General features: G+C 73.5%; 2 protein-coding genes and 2 pseudogenes. 3 read left to right on the top strand and 1 reads right to left on the bottom strand.

Going from position 1 to position 3,096, the window contains the following annotated elements; translation table 11 throughout:
• Window positions 1–773 (top strand): annotated as a pseudogene (locus PROKR_RS24580) (hypothetical protein); the annotation flags it as partial.
• Here PROKR_RS24580 and PROKR_RS24575 read toward each other — a convergent pair.
• Window positions 748–1,467, bottom strand: a complete 720-nt coding sequence (locus PROKR_RS24575) for a sigma-70 family RNA polymerase sigma factor (protein ID WP_084800666.1) — start codon at window positions 1,465–1,467, stop codon at window positions 748–750. The pseudogene PROKR_RS24580 and the gene PROKR_RS24575 overlap by 26 nt on opposite strands.
• A 191-nt stretch (window positions 1,468–1,658) precedes the next feature.
• On the opposite strand from PROKR_RS24575, the gene PROKR_RS24570 reads away from it, so the two are divergent.
• Both PROKR_RS24570 and PROKR_RS36115 read left to right on the top strand, forming a co-directional pair.
• Complete coding sequence (locus PROKR_RS24570) at window positions 1,659–2,738, top strand: DNA polymerase IV (RefSeq protein ID WP_211240231.1); 1,080 nt, start codon at window positions 1,659–1,661, stop codon at window positions 2,736–2,738.
• A gap of 25 nt (window positions 2,739–2,763) precedes the next feature.
• Window positions 2,764–3,096, top strand: a pseudogene (locus tag PROKR_RS36115) (TrmH family RNA methyltransferase); the annotation flags it as partial.

Genomic DNA, 3,096 nt, shown 5'->3' with positions numbered 1-3,096 from the left:
GCTTCCTGCCGCGCAGCGCCCACCCGTTCGGCCCGCCCAGCTACGCCGAGCGCGTGGTGCCCGAGGTGCGCTCCCGGGTCGACGCCTGGCTGACCGCCGCCGACATCGCCGACGATGCCGAGCGGGCCCGCGTGGCGCCCACGCGCCGGGTGGTGCTGTCCGCGCACTCGATGGGTGGCGTGCTGGCGGCCGCGGTGATCCTGATCCGGGCGGGCAACCCAGTGACCGACACCGCGCCCGACGCCGCGGACGGCCGCCTCGGCCTCCTGACCTACGGCGTGCAGCTGCGCCCGTTCTTCGGCCGGTTCTTTCCGGACCTCCTGGGCCCGACGGCGACGGGCGAGCCGCCCTGCACCGGACCGGCCTGGTCGGCCGACCCGTGGGGCGGGCAGGTCAGGGCCGCTGTCGCGGAGGGTTCCGGACCCGGGGCGGCTCCGGCGGCGCCGTTGACGCCGGAGGGCCCCGAGCCCGGTTCGGGGGAACAGGTCACGCTGATGTCACTGCTGACCTGCGGTGCGAAGCCCGCGTGGGTGAACCTGTGGCGGCGCACCGACTTCCTGGGCTTCCCGGTACTTGGCTACGGGGTGAACGAGGTCGATCGCGGGGCGGAGGAGATGGACCGGTCGGCCTATCTCTTCGCCGTGGCGACGCACTCGGGCTATCCGGCCTCCTGGGCCTACCACGAGGCGCTCGAGGAGGTCCTTGCGCGGCTGACGCCGGCCGGGCAGTCGGGTGCCCAGCCGGCGGTCACGCAGCGAGGGGAGCCGGGCTGACGACGTCGCGCAGCCGGGCCAGCGCGGACTCGAGGATCTGCGCCACACGCTCCTTGGTCACACCGAGGCGGCGGCTGATCTCGTCGATGGTCCGCGTGGTGCCGTCCACGAGGCCGAAGTGCATCTCCAGGACGCGCGCCTCGACGGCGTCCAGGCGGGCCACGGCCTGCCGGACCCGGCGGCGCAGCATGCTCTGCTCGGGGGTGGGCCGGCTCGTGCTCGGGCTCTCGGCCTGCTCCGCGGCGGCTACCGCGCGGACGATCGAGCGGCGGACCCAGCGGTGGGCGTACGCGGCGAACGTGCCGTGCGCGGGGTCGTACGAGTCGGCGGCACGGACCAGGCCGACGTTCCCCTCCTGCACGAGGTCCATGAACGGCAGGCGGCCCGCGTAGGAGCCGGCGATGGCCGGGACGAGACGGAGGTGGGCGAGGACGAGACGCTCCTTTGCGTATTGCCCGTCCTTGACCCTGGCCTCGAGCTGTGCGCGCAGGCTGGGGGAGACCGCGGTGGCGTCGAGGGTGCGCGCGGCGTCCGCTCCGGCGATGGCTCGCTCGAGGAGGGACTCCAGCTGCGCGTCGTCCAGCGACGGCGTGCGCTCGATCATTGCCGCGTAGGACTGCGGCAACGCCGGGTGCGGGGCCGGTTCCTTGCCGCGGCGCGAGCGGGGGGACCGGGAGTTCCTGGTAGTTCTCATCGCAGCTCTCCTCTTGAGTGAGACGAACTTTCCTTGCCCCGGAGCATATGGAGTCTTGGGGCCCTGAGGGAAGCGGGGAGAGTTTCGCTGTGAGAGATAACGGGACGGTAACGGCGTGCCAGCCGGGCGGCGGGCGGCAACGAGCGTTCCAAGCGCAGGACAGCCCAGGCCTGCTCCGCGAGACTCGTGCCATGGGCCCGCGCGCCTTCCGCTGGGTGTTGCACGTCGACCTCGACCAGTTCCTGGTCGCGGTCGAGGTCCTGCGGCGCCCCGAGCTCGCCGGGCGACAGGTCGTCGTGGGCGGTCGCGGCGACCCGACGGAACGGGCGGTGGTCTCGACCGCGTCGTACGAGGCGCGGGAGCTCGGCGTCTCGTCGGGCATGCCGCTGCGCGTCGCCGCCCGCAAGGCGCCGGACGCGATCATCCTGCCCGTCGACCACGAGACCTACCTCGAGGCCTCCGGGCGCGTGATGGACACCCTCCGCGGGCTCGGCGCGGTGGTCGAGGTGCTCGGCTGGGACGAGGCGTTCCTCGGCTGCGACGCGGACGACCCGGAGGCGGTGGCCCGCCGGGTGCAGCAGGCGGTCCTCGACGCCACCGGCCTGCACTGCTCGGTCGGCATCGGTGACAACAAGATCCGCGCGAAGATCGCCACCGGGTTCGGCAAGCCCGCTGGCGTCTTCCGCCTCACCGGACAGACCTGGCCCGAGGTGATGGGTGGGCGGCCCACCATCGACCTGTGGGGAGTCGGTCCCAAGGTGTCCAGGCGCCTCGCGGTCCACGGCATCCGTACGGTCGCGGACCTGGCCGCGGCCGACGCCGGCCTGCTGACCGCCGAGTTCGGGCCACGCATGGGCGCCTGGTACGGCGACCTGGGCCGGGGGCACGGGTCCGCCGTCGTCGACGACACGCCCTGGGTGGCCCGCGGGCACAGCCGCGAGACCACCTACCAGCGCAACCTCACCACGCCCGAGCAGGTGGAGGAGGCGCTGCGGGACCTGGTCGCGCAGGTGCACGCCGACACCGAGGCGGAGGGCCGGCCGGTCTTCCGGGTCGGCCTCAAGGTGCGCTACGCGCCCTTCCTCACCAGGGACCGCTCGAAGAAGCTCCCGGCCCCCACGCGGTCGCTGGCGGAGCTGACCGCCGCCGTCCTCGCCCTCGCCGAGGGCATGGAACCCGGCCGGGAGGTGCGCCTGCTCGGCGTCCGCGCCGAGATGGTGATGCCCGACGGCGACGCGAAGGAGCACACCCCCGTTCGCGGGCGGATCTGACCGAGGTATCAGCGAGAATGGTTCGGTGACCACCCTCGACGTCGTCCGCATCGACGACCCCGCCGACGAGCGCCTGGCCGACTACAACAGCCTCACGGACGTGGTCCTGCGCTCCAAGCACGAGCCGGCCAAGGGCCTGTACATCGCCGAGAGCTCCACGGTGATCCGGCGGGCGCTCGCGGCAGGGCACCGGCCGCGCTCGTTCCTCATGGCGCCCAGGTGGCTCGACTCGATGAGCGACCTGATCACGGCCAGCGGCGCCCCGGTCTACGTCGCCGAGGAGCCGCTGCTCAAGGAGATCACCGGCTTCCACCTGCACCGGGGCGCGCTGGCCGCGATGCACCGGCCGCCGCTGCCG

The organism is Promicromonospora kroppenstedtii DSM 19349 (assembly GCF_000515355.1).
Taxonomy (GTDB): Bacteria; Actinomycetota; Actinomycetes; order Actinomycetales; family Cellulomonadaceae; genus Promicromonospora; species Promicromonospora kroppenstedtii.
The sequence above is the reverse complement of the archived record's forward strand: the minus strand, read 5'-3'. Positions and strand labels throughout refer to the sequence as shown.